We start from the raw sequence: 17,877 nt of genomic DNA, 5'->3' as shown, positions 1-17,877 counted from the left end.
AGAGCAGAAAATAGTACCAATATTTTCTGCTCCTAGGTGAGTTTAATAACGATTAAAAAGTCAATTATTAATTATTAAGCATGTAAATGTATGAAAAAAAACGGAAACGGAGTCTTTAGCGGAATGCAAAGATTTGAAAAGATGCGATTTATTTTTAAACGCAGCCTTCTTCTTCTGTTTATCTCTCTCTTCTTCCTGCAGGTAGAGGCAAAGTCGCAGGTCGTAAGATTGACGATAAATCTGGTAAATGTTACGATTGATCAAGCTATCATGGACGTGAGTCAAAAAACAGGTTATCGTTTTTTGTACCAGATAGAAGAGGTAGCGAAGTATGGAAAACGAGATCTGAAGGTGACGGATGCAACGTTGGACGAAACGTTGAAGTTGTTGTTGAAAGACACGCCTTTGTCTTATGTTATTCAAAACGATGTTGTCATTATTACCCCGGCAAAAGATGAGAAGGTGGAGAAAAAATCTCGCTTGATAAACGGTAAAGTGATCGATGGAAAAGGCGAGCCGCTGCCCGGGGTTACAATTCTTATAAAAGGAACGAAACTGGGGATGGTGACAGATATCGATGGTAAGTTTAAAGTCGAGATACCGCAGATGGATAGCACAATCCTGGTATTCTCGTTTATTGGAATGGAAACCATTCATTATCGATTGAGCAACGACCGGAAGAACGATGGAAAAGAATTGGTTATCACGATGAAGGAAGACGTGGAGGAGATGGACGAGGTGGTCGTGACGGGATATGGTAATATCAGGAAAGAGAGTTTCACGGGTAGTTCGGTTTCCGTGAAGCGTGAGGATTTGTTAAAAGCCTCTTCCACGAATGTTATTCAAGCGTTGTCTTCATTTGATCCCTCGTTTCGTATCCAGCAAAGTAATAAATGGGGATCAGACCCGAATGCTATACCGGAGATTTACATCCGTGGGCGTTCCGGTATTGGGGTGAAAGAATTGGATAAAGATGCCTTATCCAAATCTTCGTTGAAAAATAACCCGAACCTTCCGGTTTTTATCATGGACGGCTTCGAGGTCAGCGTGCAGAAGGTGTACGATATGGACCCGATGCGGGTGGAGAATATTCAGATATTGAAAGATGCGGCTGCCACTGCTATGTATGGTTCCCGTGCGGCGAATGGTGTTGTCGTGATCACGACTGTTGCTCCCAAGCCGGGGGAGGTGACTATTTCTTATAGTTTGACTGGAACCGTTTCCATGCCTGATCTTTCGGATTATAATTTGGCTTCGGCTAGAGAAAAATTGGAGATTGAAACGAAAGCAGGGATTTACACGACTAAATATTATATGACTTGGCGTCAGGCGTTAAATGCATATAATGAACGTTTGTTGCGAGTGCAGGAAGGTGTAAACACGGATTGGCTGTCGCTGCCTTTGCGAAATGCCCTAAATCATAAGCATAGCTTGTCGATTGAAGGGGGAAATGCCGATTTACGTTACGGGCTTGATCTTGCTTACAATAACAATAATGGTGTTATGAAAGATTCTTACCGGAATACAGTCAATTTGGGATTTCACGTGGATTATCGACTTAAGAATTTGCAGGTTGTGAATTATATAGAGTACAATTACATGAAAGCAAATGAATCTCCTTACGGTGATTTCTCCGATTATGCTCATTTACAGCCTTATGATCGTCCTTATGACAAAAATGGAGATATAATTAAAGGTAAATTGGATTTTTCTAAACGCACTCATAGTGAGACACAATTGAATAATCCTTTGTATGAGGCTCTTTTGGCGAATTTTGATATTGAAAAGGGGGATGTTTTTATCGAGCGTTTGATGGCACAGTGGTATTTGACTGATTATTTCTATTTGAAAGGTCAGTTTGCTATAACCAAAGAGTTGAATAAGAGGGAACGTTTCATAGATCCTCTTTCTTCTAATGTGTCGGCTACTGGAGAAGATAGTGCATTGGCGGGTGATCTTTATTTGACGAAAGGAGAATCTACCAATTGGGATATGCAGGTTGGGGCGTATTTCTCGAAAGTGTTCGGAGGACATGCCGTGAATGCTTCTGCTGTGATGAATGCTACTTCTCGTTTCTCGGAAACTACTTCCAGTCATTATCGCGGATTCCCTTCGGGGGAGTATCATTCGCCTAATTATGCAGCAGAGATTTATGTGAAACCGAATAAAAATCAGGGAGAAAGTCGTTTGGCGGGTTTTTTGTTGATGGCAAATTACACGTGGAATGATATTTATTTGGCAGATGTTTCTGCTCGTTTTGATGGGTCGTCAGAATTTGGTTCCGATCAGAAATGGGCTCCATTCTGGTCTTTCGGGGCGGGTGTTAACGTGCATAATTATAGCTTTTGGAGAAGTAGTAAAATTATTAATCGTTTGAAACTTCGAGCTTCCTATGGGCAGACTGGTAAGGTGAATTTCCCGTCGTATAGTGCGAAAACAGTTTATAAGACTTTTGATCGTTGGTATATAGGTGGCTTCGGTGTGGCACTGAGGGCTTTGGGAAACCGGGACTTGAAGTGGGAGACAACGAATAAGCTGAATGTTGGTGCGGATATGGAATTTTGGAATAGTCGAATTTCGTTGGTATTTGATTATTATCACAATAAGACCGTGGATTTGATTACGGACGTAACCTTGCCGGGGTCTGCGGGTTTCTCTTCTTACAAGAGTAATTTAGGAGAAACATTGAATGAGGGAATAGATATTCAGTTCCGTTTTAATATCGTGCAGAACAAAGATTGGCAAGTGGCATTATGGGGAAATTTGAACCATAACACGAATAAGATATTGAAAGTGTCGGATGCTTTGAAAGCATATAATTCTCAAGTAAATGAATATTATCAAGCCGCAGAAGAAGATCAGACCTCTTCTGCTGACTGGATAGCTGAAGGGAAGACATATAAGGATTTTATTAAACCGGTCATGAAATATGAAGAGGGGTCTTCTTTGACTGCGATTTATGGTGTACGTTCATTGGGTATCGATCCGACGAATGGTAAGGAGTTGTATCAATATCGTAACGGTAAAGTCAGTAACGTGTGGAAAGCGACTGAAGAGGTTGTACTTGGTGATACAGAGCCTAAGGCTAGCGGTTCATTTGGTATAAATGCCACGTATAAGAATTTTTCATTGTTTGCCTCGTTTGCTTATGAGTGGGGTAAACAGACGTACAATGAAACGTTGGTGATGAACGTGGAGAATGCCGATATTCAGGGGAGTAACGTGGATAAACGAGTGTTGACTCAGCGTTGGGAAAAGCCGGGAGATATTACTCCGCTGAAAGATATACAAGATATGGATCATGTAACGTTACCGACCTCCCGCTTTGTACAGGATGAGAATGTCTTGTCGTTGAGTGCATTGACGGTGAGTTATGATTTTAATTCGGCTTGGCTTCGCAAGATTTATTTGAAGACATTGCGTTTGGAAGCGAGTACGAACGAGTTGTTCCGTTTGTCGACGGTAAAACAAGAAAGGGGAACTAGTTATCCTTTTGCCCGTTCTGTGAATTTTTCTTTACGTGCAACTTTTTAGTTAGTTAAGTTATGAGAAATAAGTTATTATATTTGATTTTAGGTTTGTCATTCTTCATGTTTTCCTGCAATGAGTGGTTGAACGTGGAGCCGGAGGATGAGATTTCTGAGGAGAAATTGTTCAGCACGGGAAATGGTTTTCGCCACGCTTTGAATGGCATCTATTATAGTATGGAATCAATAAATTTGTATGGAAAGAACTTGACATGGGGGGATGTTGATGCGTTGGGACAAGTGTATGATTATAGTAAATCTGGTCGTGTGGGGGACATGCAATATGGGGCAGATAATTATGATTGGGAATATTATGATTTCAAGCCGATCATCACTTCGATTTGGAAAGAGGCATATAATATTGTGGCTAATTGTAATAATTTGGTACAGCAGATAGAACATGCGGAACCGGAGAAATTTGAAAAGGGATGGTGGGAAAGAAATATGATTTGGGGAGAAGCCTTGGTGTTGCGAGCCTTTATACAGTTTGATATGTTGCGTTTGTTTGCGCCATCCCCGGCTGCTAATCCTGGGGAACGTAAGTTTATCCCTTATGTGGACATTTATCCTTCTTACGTTTCAAATCCTAAAACAGTCGACGAATGCTTGGATTTGATTGCCAGAGATTTGAGAGATGCAAAGCAATTGTTGTGGAAGTTCGATTCGGCTCGGACGTTCAGTGTAAATGATAATTTTAAAACAGATGCGGGATTTCTTGTTAATAGAGGTTTTCACATGAATTATTGGGCGGCAACGGCGTTATTAGCACGGGTATATTTGTATGCGCAGAAAGAGGATGAGGCTTTAGAGCAAGCTAATGAAGTGATTCGTTTTGCTTCACAGACAAGAGCTTTTGGTATGGCAAATAACTATAGTCGGGGGGATCGAAAATGTTATGCTGATGTTATATTCGGATTGCATGTGATTGATTTGTTAAAGTATAATTCAGCAGTAAATGAGATGGAAAATGAAAATAGGGCGCGTTATTTATGTGTTTCTGAGCTCGAAAGAAATTATTTTGGCGAAGACTTGGAAAAAGAGGATATTGCGGGCGAAGAGATTATGAAGAGTAACGATTATCGTTTTACATATTGGGTTGAAGATATAAAAAACCAACACAATTATTTTCGATTTAGGAAATATGATGCGATGACTTCTGGTTCCACGAAAAGTGTAATAGAGATTTCTGATCATCTTGTGCCACTGCTCAGAATGAGTGAGATGTATTACATTGCTTCAGAGATTTTGTGTAAGAGAGGGGCGGAAGGATTGAGTAAGGCGAAGACTTATTTGACATACGTGAAAAAATGTCGCGGATTGAAGGATCGCGATGCTTCAATGATAAATATTGCTCGTGCCGATGCGAACGAATTTATGGATATTTTGATTAATGATATGCGTCGCGAGTGGTTGGGAGAAGGACAGATTTATTTTATTTACAAGCGTTTAAATAAAGACATTCCAGAGGCACAAGGTCGTTTTGTGAAGGCTTCGGAAAGTGTGTTTGTAGTTCCTCTTCCTGATATTGAAACCAATATAAATTAATAGATTATGAGAAGATATATATTATTGTTATTTGCGTGGATGGGTGTTATTTCAGCTTGTAGTGAAAAGGATATCATGGAATATAACGATAATACGCTTTACGTGTATTTCGTGGCTGATGCTACTGTCGATAGTGTTACTTATTCATTTAAAGCTTACCCAAGTGGCGAGATTCGTGTACGAATTCCAATGAAATCCAATGGGGTTTGGTTGACAGAAGAGCGGGAGTACACGGTGTCGGCAGACGAGAAATACACCACATTACCTTCCGACTTGTACGTGTTACCCGAGAAATGTGTATTCCCGGCAGGGGCATCACAAGATACGATAGAAATCACGTTATTGAACGGGGAGTTGTTGAAAGAAAAAGCTTGTCGTTTAATGTTGAAAGTTGATGAAACGGAATGGGTTAAAGAGGGTGATGATAAGTATACCCGATCAATTATTTGGGTATCGGATAAAATTGAACGTCCTCAGTGGTGGACTGAGTGGGACGGTGGTTATGGAGGTAAGCCCCAGTATAATATTGCAGAATATCTTTATTTAGGGGATTATTCTGAAACTAAATACACGATGTTTTTGGAAGAATTGGCGAAAGATGGGGTGGAATTTGACGGACAAGACAAGATGATTTTGAAGAAGTATTCTTTACGCTTGAAGTATCGGATTGAAGCATTCAATAGCGATCCGGAAAATATAGCATCGGGTAAGGCTCCATTAAAAGATGAATTTGGTAATGAAATAATTATTCCTGCTGTAGGATAAAAAATGAGTTATTATGAAAAAAAATTTAATATATATATTCATTCTATTGTTTACCGTGGGGTGCTTGGATGATAAAAGTAACTACGATTATAAGGATTTGAATGATTTTACGAATTGGAGTGTTGATGGTGTGCGATATAGCTACACGTTGTATCCGGGGGAGGAAATTAAATTTGAACCGGAGGTGCATTTCTCGATCGATACCTTAAGTCCTGATGCTTCTTATGCGTGGTATTCGGGAGAAGAAGAGGAAATGATTTTGTTGAGCGATAAATTGAATTACACGTACGTGGCAGAAGAGTTGGGTGATTTTACATTGTTGTTTTGTTCTACGGATAATAAAACTGGTGTTACGTTTACTATGGAAATATCTGTATATGTGGTGGCTCCGAAGAAAAACGGCTGGTTGATCTTGTCTAGAGGTGCTGGTAATGAGTCGCAATTGTCGATGATATTGAGTAAAAAACAGTCCAAAGTAGTGTATGTTGATGGTGAGGAAAAACCTAGAGATACTATCGTATATGTAGGAGAACTCATGAATGTTACGCCCGGTTTGGGGCAGGGACCTCGTAAATTGGTCGAGAATTTTATTTATCCCTCTGCAGCGGGATTTCTTGTGGAAGATGAGGTGATGGTATTGCAGGAAAGTGGAGTTGTAGAATTGGATGGTATTGAATTGTCTCCGGTTGGCTCTGCGAAAAATGAGTTTTTTGATGGAGTTCCGGACAATTTTGATCCGGTAGATGCGGTGTTATGTTATGATGGGAAATGGTTGTTAAATGCAGATAATTATATTTATATGACCAATCTTTCTGTTGCGGTAGACTTGCATTCCGGATTTTATTTGAATGATCCGAGTTTGAACGGGAAGAAAGTAAAAGCCTTATTGCCTTATTTTAAAGGAGATTATACTGACAATTTCTTGGTGGTGGGTATTGGTGAGGACAATACGTATTTTGGTATTATGGATGATGGTCAATGTGCTTATAATGATAAAAGTTACACGATAACACCTGCAAATTATGTCGGTTCTTATTTAGAGTTGGGTAATGTTCCAGAAAGAAATCATCCGTTTTTATTTAGGGATGTTGAGTGGGAATTCGTATTTCATGCTTGGGCGAATAGAGCGAATTACTATACTTCTCCTGCTTATATTTCGATATTGAAAAATGGTGATGACTATTATTGGCATTATTATGAATTGAATGCAGAAACTGATCGTTATAAACCCGGACAAAAAATGATTGTCGAATCAAGTGAGTATGCCCAATTACCGGCTGCAATTATGAATGATTATCGATGTGCGGCTTTGTTGCCTTGGAAGGAGTTATTGGTAGTGGCTTCCGGTAATAAGTTGAATATTTATAATTATTGGGATGGCTTGATTCTGAATTTAACCTCAGTCCCGCACTTCGGGTCAGAAATAGTCGGACTTGCCGTGAAGGATTATAAAGATTATAACCAGTTGCTTAACGCTCATTTGGCTGTAGCATTGAAATCGGGAGAAGTATATGTGTTTGAGGTGAAATGTAATCAAGATAAGGATTCTGCCGAATTGTTGGAGTTATACCATAAAGGCGGCTTTGGTGAGATTGTTGATATAGAGTATAAATTTGGACACGGGACTAATCCGAGTTATCCGGGTTTGTATTAGAATGTTATTTTTAGATATGGATTTCGGGGGGAGGAATATTATTCCCTCCGAAGACCTTTCGTGTTGTATGAAAAAAAAGGAATTGTATAATTGCATGTAAATCAGATTGTATTATGAAAAGAGTGTGCATGTTATTGCCATTACTATTGTTATTTGCCGGGGGAAATGCGCAGCAAAAAGCAAATTATAAATTAGCTGAAAAGTTTCAGGCGGTTTCATTTGGCGGTTTGTTGGGAAAATACAGTATGAGTATATTTCCGCGACAAATTAACAATACGGATAAATTTTGGTTTGAATTTGTCACGGAAGAGGGGCGGAATTTTTATTTTGTCGATCCGGTAAAAGGAGAGAAACGTTTGCTTTTCAACAACTCGGATATAGCTCAAGGAGTTAGCCAAATAACCCGTAAAGCTTATAATGAGAAAGATTTAAGGATATCCGGCATGAAGTTTTCCAAGGATTTGACAAAGATGACTTTTTCCATGGACGGAAAATATGAATTTGATTTTGAGACTAAAAAAGTACGGGCGATAGAGGAGAAAAAGGATGCGGAGGAGGAGGGAGACATATATTCTTGGATGAATTTTTCGCCAGATCGAAAATATATATTGTACGCTAAGAATCATAACTTGTACATGCGGGGAAATAAATACAAAGGTATGGATACGACCGAGATTCAATTGACCACGGACGGGGAGAAGTATTACTCTTTTGCCCGGGATGCCGAGGATGATAAGGGAGGAGAGGCGGAAACCGATGCCCGTTGGTTTAAAGATTCTAGGCATATTTATCTCGTGCGTGAAGATACTCGGAAATTGAAAGATATGTTTGTGGTAAATTCTTTGACGAAGCGTCCTACGCTTGAAAAATACCGCTACGAGATGCCTGGGGAAAAGGATTTGTGTCAATACGAGTTGTGGATTATTGATGTGGAAAAGAAAACAGCCAATCGGGTTCCTGCTGACAAATGGACGGATCAATATATTCAGGTACTTCACCCCGGGGAGAAAGGGGATAAACTTTTCTTTCAGCGTTTTAAACGCACGTGGGACGAGGTGGATATTTGTGTGGTGAACACGGAAACTTTGGATGTGAAAGAATTGATACACGAGGTAGATAAACCTTTTCGTGATTATCATATGCAAAATACGGTAATATTGAATGACGGAAAGGATATTTTGTTTCGTTCGGAACGCACAGGATGGGGACACTATTATCATTACGACGGTGAAGGACGTTTGAAAAACGTGATTACTTCCGGCGCATGGGTTGCTGGACACATGGCTGCTATTGATACGGTAGGACGTGCGATTTACTTTTACGGTTATGGACGGGAAAAAGATATTGACCCGTATTATTATATGTTGTATAAAGCTAATATAGACAAAGAGGGAGTTACGTTGTTAACGACGGAGAATGCCCAGCATAGTATTTCATTTTTGACTTCACGGCGTTATTTCATAGATACCTATTCTCGGGTAGATACGGAACCTAAATTTGTGTTGAAGAATAACCAAGGAAAAATGATTATGGAATTGGCAAAACCGGATACTCGGCGTTTGAAGGAGTTGGGATGGTGTGCCCCTGAACGCTTTACTGTGAAAGCGGCTGACGGATTGACGGATTTGTACGGTATTATGTGGAAACCGGCAGATTTTGACCCGAATAAGAAATACCCGATTATTTCTTCCGTGTATCCCGGTCCGTTTTTCGAGTACGTGAATACTTCGTTTCATTTGAATGACGGTTATAACACGAGATTGGCTCAACTTGGTTTTATCGTGATTGCTGTGGGGCATCGGGGAGGTAGTCCTTTGAGGGGGAAATTTTATCATCGGTACGGGTATGGACATTTGCGTGATTATCCTTTGGCTGATGATAAGTATGTCATTGAACAGTTGGCAGATCGCTGTTCTTATATTGATATCACGAAGGTTGGGATTTTCGGGCATTCCGGGGGAGGTTTTATGTCTACTGCGGCCATTTGTACTTATCCGGATTTTTACACGGCTGCCGTATCTTCTGCAGGGAATCATGACAACAATATATTCAATCGTGGGTGGTCGGAAATCTATCATGGTGTGCGTGAGTCTCTTAAAATGGTCAAAGGTCGTGACGGGCAAGACAGTACCATCTACATGTATGCTTGTAAAGTTCCCACGAATATGGAATTGGCAGAACATTTGAAAGGGCATTTACTATTAGTTAGTGGAGACATAGATAAGACGGTACATCCGGCAAGCACGTTGCGGATGGCGGATGCTTTGATTAAGGCGGGAAAGAATTTTGAAATGCTTATTTTGCCGGGGAACGGCCATGGCTTCAGGGGAAAAGCGGAAAAATATTTCGAGCGTCGTTTATGGTATCATTTTGCAAAATATTTGTTGGGAGATGAAACTGTTATTGAAGATGAATATTGAAAAGGAAACAAGGTATGAATAAGAGAAATATTGTTTTAATGGGTTTGCTGTTTTGTGTTCTTTTTGCAACTGGGCAGCAGAAAGCAAATTATAAGTTGGCACAACGTTTCAACAAGTACGATATAGAAGGTATTTCGGGAAATAGTATGGCTATTCGACCGGAGTTTATCAATGATTCCGAGCGTTTCTGGTATTATTTTTCAGATAGTAAGGGGAAAAGATATTATTACGTGGACCCGGCGAGAAAAATTAAACGTCTGCTGTTTGATAATGACGAATTATTGGCGCAAATAAGCAAGGAGACAAGAAAGGCGTATAACTCGAAAACACTGTCTTTGCAGGCTTTGGAATTTGATAAGAAAGAACGTTCTTTCACTTTTGAATTTGACGGGGCAAAATATAGATACACGTTTAAAACAAAACTGGTGGAAAAGATTGATACCTTGAAACCTTGGGTGGGGAAAGAGTCATGGATGAAATATTCGCCGGACAGTGCTTATATATTATATGCCTTGAATCATAACTTATACGTCAGGGGGAATCAAGAAAAAGGAAAGGATACGACCGCCGTTCAATTGACATTTGATGCGGAGAAGGATTTTACTTTTGCCAAAGAGTTTGAGGGATCGGACGTGGAGGTCGAATCGATTGCGGCATGGTTTAAGGATTCTAAAAAGGTGTATGCCGTGCGGGAAGATGCCCGTAAAGTGGAAGACTTGTATCTGGTGAATAGTTTGTCCAATCCTCGTCCGACATTGAAGACGTATAAATATGACATGCCGGGAGATAAGGAGATTTCCCAAAGTGAATTATTGATTATAGACGTGGAAACGAACAAAATCACGAGAGTGGAAACGGCTAAATGGCAGGATCAATATGTAGAAGTGCTGTACACGAATAAAAAATCGGATAAGGTTTATTTTGAACGTATTAACAGAGCTTTTAACGAGAAAGAGTTGTGTGTGGCGGACTTGAACACGGGAACAACGAAGGTACTGATTCACGAGGAAGATAAACCTTTTTTGGATTTCAAGATGGTAAATATTTCGTTTTTGAATGACGGTGAGGATATTGTGTATCGCTCCGAGCGTACGGGATGGGGACATTATTATTTGTATGATGGGGAAGGAAATTTGAAAAATGAAATTACATCGGGAGCTTGGGTTGCGGGACCGATTTGTGATATCGATACTGCGGACCGTGTGCTTTATTTTTATGCTTTGGGGAAAGATAAAAATATAGATCCGTATTATTATACCTTGTGTAGGGCTGAACTGGATAAACCGAATAGCGTGCAACAATTGACTTTTGATGATGTAAATCATATGGTTGATTGGTCGAAGTCTTTTAATTATTTCGTGGACACCTATCAACGGGTGGATTTGGAACCGCACATGGTGGTGAGGGATAAGCGTGGGAAAAAGGTAATGGATTTGGAGAAAGCGGATATTTCACGTGTGAAAGAGATGGGGTGGAAAGCTCCGGAACGTTTTAGCGTGAAAGCGACAGATGGGCAGGTAGATTTGTACGGGGTGATGTGGAAACCGTTTGATTTTGATTCAACCAAACGTTACCCGGTTATTTCAGCGGTTTACCCCGGGCCGTTCTACGAGCATGTTCCGACGCAATTTGAAATTGTTCATAAGCATAATACCCGATTGGCACAGCTTGGCTTTATCGTGATAGCCGTGGGACACCGAGGGGGAAGTCCCATGCGGGGGAAGTATTACCACACTTATGGTTATGGAAATATGAGGGATTATCCTCTGGCGGATGACAAATATGTTATCGAGCAGTTGGCTGATCGATATCCCTATATTGATAGGAGTAAAGTGGGCATTTTCGGTCATTCGGGTGGCGGATTTATGGCTGCTGCGGCTATCTGTACATACCCCGAGTTTTATTCGGCGGCGGTAGCGACTGCGGGTAACCATGACAATTATATTTATAATAAATGGTTCACGGAAACACACAACGGGGTGAAAGAAGAGAAACGGGAAGTGAAAGACAGTGTACTCGGTAACCAGGGCGAATACACGTATGAATTTAAAGTCGGCACGAACATGGATTTGGCGAAACGTTACAAGGGTGGTTTGTTGCTGGTGACGGGGGATATGGATGACAATGTCCATCCGGCTCATACTTATCGTATGGTGAATGCTTTGATTGAAGCTGGTAAACATTTTGATATGTTGGTGCTCCCGGGACAGGATCATGGGTTTGGTGGGGATGCTGAGGTATTTTTTGAACGGAAGTTGTGGCATCATTTTGCCCGTTTGCTTTTAGGGGATTCCTCTGCGGACTATCAGACAGATCTGGATTATTTTATGAAGAGATAAAATCCTTGAAGTAGGGGATATTAAATTTATCATGATGAAATTAATTAAATACGGAATAATTTTTTTGTTGATTCTCTTCAGCGGAGAAATCGGGCTTGCCCAAAAGAGAGTTTTGGACACGGCTGCATACAAATTATGGCGAAGAGTGGATGCTCCTGATATCTCGGATGATGGGAAATGGGTGACCTATCGGTTGGTTCATATCGATTCCCGTTATGATACATTGCCCCCCGTGACTTATTTATATCATCCAGAGAAAAAAACAAAAGTGGCACTTGAACACGTCGTTCGCCCCACTTTTTTCGCTAACGGGAAATGGTTGCGTTACACGGTGGCGGCTTCTGAAGTGGATTCCAGTGCTTGCGATTCCACATTCTTGTTGCGTTTGCATGACATGAAAAAGATTTATTGGGACAGGGAATATGATTTCAGGGAATACAATACTTCCGAATTAATCACTTATTCTTACCCGATAGATAAAGAACGACCGGATATGAAAAGACTGGTTATTCGGGACATCGGGACGAATGATTCCATCGTGATGGATAGTGTCGAGAATTACACTTTGTTGAAAGGGCATAAAGCGATGGTTTATATCAAGAATCACGGTGATTATAAATCTTTGCGCTACCGTCCGTTGCGAGGGGTTCCCGTCATTATTTTTTCGGATAGGGAGAAGATATTAAAAGATTATTCGTTATTGCCTCACCAAATGCAGGGAACCTTTGCCGTTGCGTCGGATTCTTCGAGAAGTAAAAATCCTAACCTGCTTTATTCCTTTTACCTGCCGGAAGGAGAGTGCCGGTTTTTAGTGGACTGGGATCAGGTGCAATTCCCCGAAAACTATACATGGCGAGGGCGGGCTTATCGCTTGTCTGCTAATGGAAACCGGATTATTTTGGACGTGGATACCGTCTACCAGGAACTGGAGAAAAAGCAAGGAAAGAAAGATACCCGCTTCGAGTTGGAATTATGGACTTGGGATGATGAGGTTTCTTCTCTTCAACAGCGAAGCGGTAATTATAGGGCAAGTAACGTGAAATTTGCTTATAATCTCGACACGAAGACGTGCTGTCGGGTAATGAATCAAAAAATGGAAAAGTTGATTTTACCGGAGAACAACCGGGGCGATTATGCTTTTACCTTGGATAGAACTCCCTATAAGCGTTTTGCCGACTGGAAGAACGATATTAACGCAGATATTTACTTGGTTAATTTGAACACGGGAGAAGCGGTGCTCTTCGAACGGAATGCTTACGAGGAACCGGTATGGAGCCCGAACGGTAAGTACGCTTTGTGGTATGATGCGCTGGAGAAAGCCTGGTATAAAATCAATCCGGCAACCCGTGAACGTGTCAATATCTCTAGGGAGATAGGTTATCCCGTTTATAATGAATGGCACGACCTTCCTAAGCCCGCCGAGCCTTACGGCATTGCCGGGTGGACGGAAGACGGGAATCAGGTTGTCCTGTACGATCGTTATGATATGTGGGTAGTTGACCTGACGGGTCAAAGAAAAGTTTATTCGTTGACGAATGGCTATGGGCGAGCCACAAGTCGCCAGTTCCGTCGCTTGAAAAATGACTACGACGATAAGATGCTCGACCTGAAAAATGACTTTTTAATGACTTCCGTGAACTTGGATAACCGGGATGAAGGGATTTATCGTTTTTCTCCTGGCAGGAAAATGAAGAAATTGGTGGAAGGGGCTTATTCCATTTCAATAAACCAACGCTCCGCTAACGGGAAATATTGTATTTTTTCCCGGCAGAGTTACACCGAATCCCGTGACCTGTGGTGGAGCGATTTGAACTTTACCCGTCCCGTGCGGATAACGGATGTAAACCCGCAACAAAAGGATTATGCTTGGGGAACCGTAAAATTAGTCAAGTGGATGAATTACGGGGGCAAAGAAAATGCCGGGTTACTTTATTTGCCGGAGAATTATGATCCGAATAAACGCTATCCCGTCATCGTGAACTTTTACGAGACTCATACCGAGGGTTTACACTGGTATGTCGTACCCACTTGGAGTAGTGGAATGCTGAATGTCGTTTCTTATGTCAGCAACGGGTATGTCGTGTTTATGCCGGATATACATTTTACAGTAGGGGCACCCGGTGAAAGCTGCTATGATGCTGTGGTTAGTGGTACGCGAATGCTAATCGACCAGGGAATTGCCGACAAGAATCGTATCGGTATACAAGGACATAGTTGGTCAGGTTATCAGGTTGCTTATTTGGTCACCCGGACGAATATGTTTGCTTGTGCCAGTCCGGGGGCTGCCGTATCCAGTATGGTCTCAGCGTATACCGGAATCCGTACGGGTAGCGGAATGCCCCGGATGTTCATGTACGAGGAAACACAGAGTCGTCTGGGTAAATCTTTGTGGGAAGATAAGGAGATGTATCTTCGCCATTCTCCCATTCTGGATGCCGATAAAATACAGACACCCTTGTTGATATTTCATTGTGACAAGGATGAGGCTGTCCCCTATTCAGAGGGACTGAATTTGTTTCTTGCCATGCGACGTTTGCAGAAACCCGCTTGGTTGCTAAATTACAAGGGTGAACGCCATTTCTTGTACAATAAAGCGGCAGAGGCGGACTGGACTATTCGGATGAAGCAGTTTTTTGACCATTACCTGAAAGGGAGTCCGGAACCTCGTTGGATGAGAGAAGGAATTCACGCTAATGAGCGTGGGTTCGATCAAAAGTATGATTTGGTGAAGTAAATTTCTGAAATAATAATTTTAATCTGTAATAATAGTATGAAAAATTTGTTGACTATTGGTTTAACCTTATTGTGTTTGGCTTGTGCCAGTGATCCACGAAAAGAGATGGAAAAGAAAATTATCGGAGAATGGTGCAATCCTTATACCTATGAATCAACCGGAGAGTTGAAAGGCTTCCATTTCAAAAAAGGAGGTGTGTGTGAAGCGATCAATATCCCCTCGTTGGAACTGAAAACATGGAGTGTTCAAGAAGGCTATCTGCTGATAAAAGGCTTTAGCATCGAGGAGGATGGAAGCAAAGAGGTTTACGAGACTAAAGAGAAGATCGATCTCTTGAATACAGACACATTGAGTCTCGTGGCGCGTGAATCCAATCCCCGCCTTGTTTTCCTTTATTTGAACACGAAGATTATTAAAGAACGGGTTATCGTGGATACTGTGTTGCGAGAGTAGTATTTGCACTATAAAATGTAAGAAGCCCGCCTAACTTTTCTTTGTTAGGCGGGCTCTTGCTTGATGTTTTATATTACGATTGTACTTGGAATGAATTTTTTAGTCCTTGCTTGAATGAATTACATTACATCCACGTACTTCCATTCTTGAATCTCACGCTAATAATTTCTTCTCCAAATTTCTTTTCAAAAGAGAACATCCTATGAGGTACTTCATTGGTGTATGCTGGTGCAGAAACTTCTTCCACGTAAAATTTCCCGTTTGCTAATCCGATTCCTGCGATCCAAGCATTATATATTTCAGTGTCAATAGATGTGATATCAGCCTCAAACGTGTCATATAGGATGATAGTTCCTGTAGTGCGGTTTAGTAACCATAATTCATTGTTATGGGTAATTAATACATATCCTAGAAGTTGTTTTATTCCCCATGCACTAGCGTCTGTGTAACCGGTGTTGAATATGTTTTTACCGTTGCCGATAATATTACTTAATACTTGTTGTGTTGCTTCCGGTAATACTTGTTGTTTTATGGTTGATATAGCAGGTTCGTCTCCATATTTGGTGCTATTTAAACCAAAATCATAGGAATAAAAGATTCCTTCAGGGTCTTGTAAAATTGCATGGAATCTGATAGCGTCCGGATAATTATTCCATTTGTATGCGCCACAATGAATCATTTTCATGTCCCCGAGGTTATCAATTCGTGCGACGTCACTTGATTCGTATGCATCGTGTGGAACGAATGGTGCCGTGACTTTACCGGCAACTTGTTGGTCGCTATCCATGATTAGTAAAAATCTATGCAAATTTTTTTCATATAGTAACGTGTAACTTCCTGCTGTATAGCGATGGTGAATAACTCCAAGACCGTTTACTTCATGGGTGACTCCGTTTTCTTCAAAAGTGACCGGATCGTTTAGAAAATAACCTGTGTTAAATAGGAATTGACTACTCTTCTTGCGGCTATACATTTTTCCGTCTTTTCCAATCACGAAGGTACTCCAAGTCATATCAACAATATCGAATGGTTCAAATCCGGCAGGGACACCATCAAGGAATTGATCTTTTAACAACACATCCTTTTCGAAACTGATTCCGGATACATCGAGCGAATTATTACCACCTTGTAAAATCCAAAAGCTTCCGGTTTCACTATTATGGTTAATATCGTCTTCGTGGAAATGTTGCATGATTCTTACTGGCTCTTGTCCTAAGGATTCTTTGTTGATCTCCTCGTAGACATTATAAAAATCTTTATAAGTATAGTAATTGGTTTCCGTGGCATTATAATTTGAATTGTAAGATTGCCGGAGGTAGGATAGAATGGACTCGTTACCTGCTCCTCTGGATAAGATCACAAATCCGTCAGTTTCATAAGGTGATTTGGTGGTGAGGGTTGTGTGTTGACTATATATCGCTCCGGTTTTTTTATCTGTGATATGCAGGATGATGATACCCGAGCCTATTGTGTCCACGATATAGAAAAGATCACGTGATTTAAATTTTTTCGTTCCGAATAATGTCCATTCGAAATCAAAATTGCTAGAGGCTGTATCTCCGCTAAATGTTAATTCCGGAGAATATTGAAGAGTATCCCCGTAACTAATAGGATAAATTGAAAATGAACCTATTGTTACACTATTTAATGACGTGTAATCGTAATTTCCCTTGTCATCATAACAACTCATGAATGCGAGGAAAATAATTAAGTATGTATATATTAATTTCATATTCATAATAATTTAGCGTTCGATTAATTTACTGGAATTTCCATAGGAGTAACTCCGTCTTCTTCTGTAATACCTTCATCTTTGAGGTATTTCTTGAATTCAAGACATATTTTTCGTCTAACGGTAAATTCATATTCAGATAAATCTGTAATCTTGGTGAAACTGACAAACTCAGAGTACTTTTTAGCACTCCATTCTCCCAAAAACAATGTTTCAACCTCTTCATCCCACCAATCAGGTTTGCTGGAGATGTTGTTGAAAATTATTCTAGCTGCTTGATTCGCTTTAAGACCGGGGGTAAAGTTTTCATTCTCGACTATCCGAATATAAAGAGTTACCTCTTTTCCTTCAAGCTCCTTATTGAATAATTTGATATAGACTGTATCTTTTATTTGATTGGCAGGGAATTCTTGTATAAGGTCAAAAGAGTATTGTTCTGCGTTTGCAGTGGTAGAATCGGCATCGACTTTTAATTGGTATGGAGTTGGCCTCGATACGAGATCCCCGGCTAATAGTACTTCAACAGCGATCTCTTTTTCTGTTACTCCCGGGTAGTGGGTAAATGACAGAACTGTAGCACTGTCAGGTACTTCCGGTTTCGAGAAATGCAGGTATTTCACGGACTTGTACTCGTAAGTCTTGTCCTCCGAGCAAGCCCAAAGTATAATAAAACTGAATATCAGAAAAATAAATGTTTTCATATTTGAA

General features: G+C 40.7%; 10 protein-coding genes. 8 read left to right on the top strand and 2 right to left on the bottom strand.

Features of this window, described 5'->3' with window-relative positions:
- Positions 1 to 90: 90 nt before the first annotated feature.
- The 8 genes from CS948_RS05500 to CS948_RS05465 all read left to right on the top strand — a co-directional run bounded on the left by CS948_RS05500 (position 91) and on the right by CS948_RS05465 (position 15,437).
- Positions 91 to 3,534 carry a SusC/RagA family TonB-linked outer membrane protein gene (locus CS948_RS05500; RefSeq protein ID WP_099290709.1) on the top strand — a complete coding sequence of 1,148 codons (3,444 nt, stop codon included), beginning with the start codon at positions 91 to 93 and terminating at the stop codon, positions 3,532 to 3,534.
- 11 nt (positions 3,535 to 3,545) lie between these two features.
- Positions 3,546 to 5,072 (top strand): RagB/SusD family nutrient uptake outer membrane protein, encoded by a 1,527-nt coding sequence (locus tag CS948_RS05495; protein WP_099290708.1) that lies wholly within the window; start codon positions 3,546 to 3,548, stop codon positions 5,070 to 5,072.
- A 6-nt stretch (positions 5,073 to 5,078) separates the two neighbouring features.
- Positions 5,079 to 5,837: a DUF4843 domain-containing protein gene (locus CS948_RS05490; RefSeq protein ID WP_099290707.1), complete on the top strand. Its 759-nt coding sequence runs from the start codon at positions 5,079 to 5,081 to the stop codon at positions 5,835 to 5,837.
- 13 nt (positions 5,838 to 5,850) lie between these two features.
- Entirely contained in the window at positions 5,851 to 7,491 is a 1,641-nt protein-coding gene (locus CS948_RS05485) for a PKD-like family lipoprotein (protein ID WP_099290706.1), read from the top strand.
- Positions 7,492 to 7,604: 113 nt separating this feature from the next.
- Positions 7,605 to 9,911, top strand: a complete 2,307-nt coding sequence (locus tag CS948_RS05480) for a DPP IV N-terminal domain-containing protein (protein ID WP_255301867.1) — start codon at positions 7,605 to 7,607, stop codon at positions 9,909 to 9,911.
- 14 nt (positions 9,912 to 9,925) lie between these two features.
- A complete protein-coding gene (locus tag CS948_RS05475; protein ID WP_099290817.1) occupies positions 9,926 to 12,250 on the top strand; it encodes a DPP IV N-terminal domain-containing protein in 2,325 nt (774 codons plus the stop codon).
- Between the two features lie 34 nt (positions 12,251 to 12,284).
- Positions 12,285 to 14,984: a prolyl oligopeptidase family serine peptidase gene (locus CS948_RS05470; RefSeq protein ID WP_255301866.1), complete on the top strand. Its 2,700-nt coding sequence runs from the start codon at positions 12,285 to 12,287 to the stop codon at positions 14,982 to 14,984.
- Positions 14,985 to 15,020: 36 nt separating this feature from the next.
- Entirely contained in the window at positions 15,021 to 15,437 is a 417-nt protein-coding gene (locus tag CS948_RS05465) for a lipocalin family protein (protein WP_099290703.1), read from the top strand.
- Positions 15,438 to 15,561: 124 nt separating this feature from the next.
- Here the strand turns inward: CS948_RS05465 and CS948_RS05460 are convergent, their stop codons facing one another.
- Both CS948_RS05460 and CS948_RS05455 read right to left on the bottom strand, forming a co-directional pair.
- On the bottom strand, positions 15,562 to 17,169 hold the full coding sequence (locus tag CS948_RS05460; RefSeq protein WP_176554936.1) for a PKD-like family lipoprotein: 1,608 nt from the start codon (positions 17,167 to 17,169) through the stop codon (positions 15,562 to 15,564).
- Between the two features lie 23 nt (positions 17,170 to 17,192).
- Entirely contained in the window at positions 17,193 to 17,870 is a 678-nt protein-coding gene (locus CS948_RS05455) for a DUF4843 domain-containing protein (protein ID WP_099290701.1), read from the bottom strand.
- Between the last annotated feature and the right edge of the window lie 7 nt (positions 17,871 to 17,877).

This window comes from Butyricimonas sp. Marseille-P3923 (assembly GCF_900184685.1).
GTDB classification, from domain to species: Bacteria; Bacteroidota; Bacteroidia; order Bacteroidales; family Marinifilaceae; genus Butyricimonas; species Butyricimonas muris.
Note: the sequence above shows the minus strand (reverse complement) of the source record. Positions and strands in the feature narration are given on the sequence as shown.

Coding starts and splice junctions, on each gene's coding strand:
- CS948_RS05500 (WP_099290709.1), top strand. CDS start 91: ATGAAAAAAAACGGAAACGGAGTCTTTAGCGGAATGCAAAGATTTGAA.
- CS948_RS05495 (WP_099290708.1), top strand. CDS start 3,546: ATGAGAAATAAGTTATTATATTTGATTTTAGGTTTGTCATTCTTCATG.
- CS948_RS05490 (WP_099290707.1), top strand. CDS start 5,079: ATGAGAAGATATATATTATTGTTATTTGCGTGGATGGGTGTTATTTCA.
- CS948_RS05485 (WP_099290706.1), top strand. CDS start 5,851: ATGAAAAAAAATTTAATATATATATTCATTCTATTGTTTACCGTGGGG.
- CS948_RS05480 (WP_255301867.1), top strand. CDS start 7,605: ATGAAAAGAGTGTGCATGTTATTGCCATTACTATTGTTATTTGCCGGG.
- CS948_RS05475 (WP_099290817.1), top strand. CDS start 9,926: ATGAATAAGAGAAATATTGTTTTAATGGGTTTGCTGTTTTGTGTTCTT.
- CS948_RS05470 (WP_255301866.1), top strand. CDS start 12,285: ATGAAATTAATTAAATACGGAATAATTTTTTTGTTGATTCTCTTCAGC.
- CS948_RS05465 (WP_099290703.1), top strand. CDS start 15,021: ATGAAAAATTTGTTGACTATTGGTTTAACCTTATTGTGTTTGGCTTGT.
- CS948_RS05460 (WP_176554936.1), bottom strand. CDS start 17,169: ATGAAATTAATATATACATACTTAATTATTTTCCTCGCATTCATGAGT.
- CS948_RS05455 (WP_099290701.1), bottom strand. CDS start 17,870: ATGAAAACATTTATTTTTCTGATATTCAGTTTTATTATACTTTGGGCT.